Below are 355 nucleotides of genomic sequence, written 5' to 3' on the forward strand. Positions count from 1 at the left end.
AGCATATAGAAGGTACCGGCCATTAGATGGGAGGTCCCAAATATGTTATACAACAGATGAATGGAACAAACTGAATAAATCCAAAACGAACAAGTTAAATGTTCATCCAACCCCGAAATTTACAAAAACTTTTAAGTTAACTCTCCGAGAAGCAGTCGATACAATTTTCCCAGGGGCAAAGCGTGCTGGAGTATCTAATTTTATCCTACAATCATTAAGGGCAGATGATCGTAACAAGTATGATGATTATGAAAACGGATTAGAAAAATTAAATCAACAAGCAACAATTACTTATGGAAGATATTTTTATGAACTGAACGAGAAAAACCGTATAAACATATTAAAAGTCTATGAG

At 34.1% G+C, this 355-nt stretch carries 1 protein-coding gene; it reads left to right on the forward strand.

The annotated features are described in order from the left end of the window. On the forward strand, positions 1–355 hold a 355-nt coding region (locus AOA62_RS17110; protein WP_143521846.1), incomplete at both ends, for a gluconate 2-dehydrogenase subunit 3 family protein.

Source organism: Pseudomonas sp. 2995-3, from assembly GCF_002742565.1.
GTDB classification, from domain to species: Bacteria; Pseudomonadota; Gammaproteobacteria; order Pseudomonadales; family Pseudomonadaceae; genus Aquipseudomonas; species Aquipseudomonas edaphica.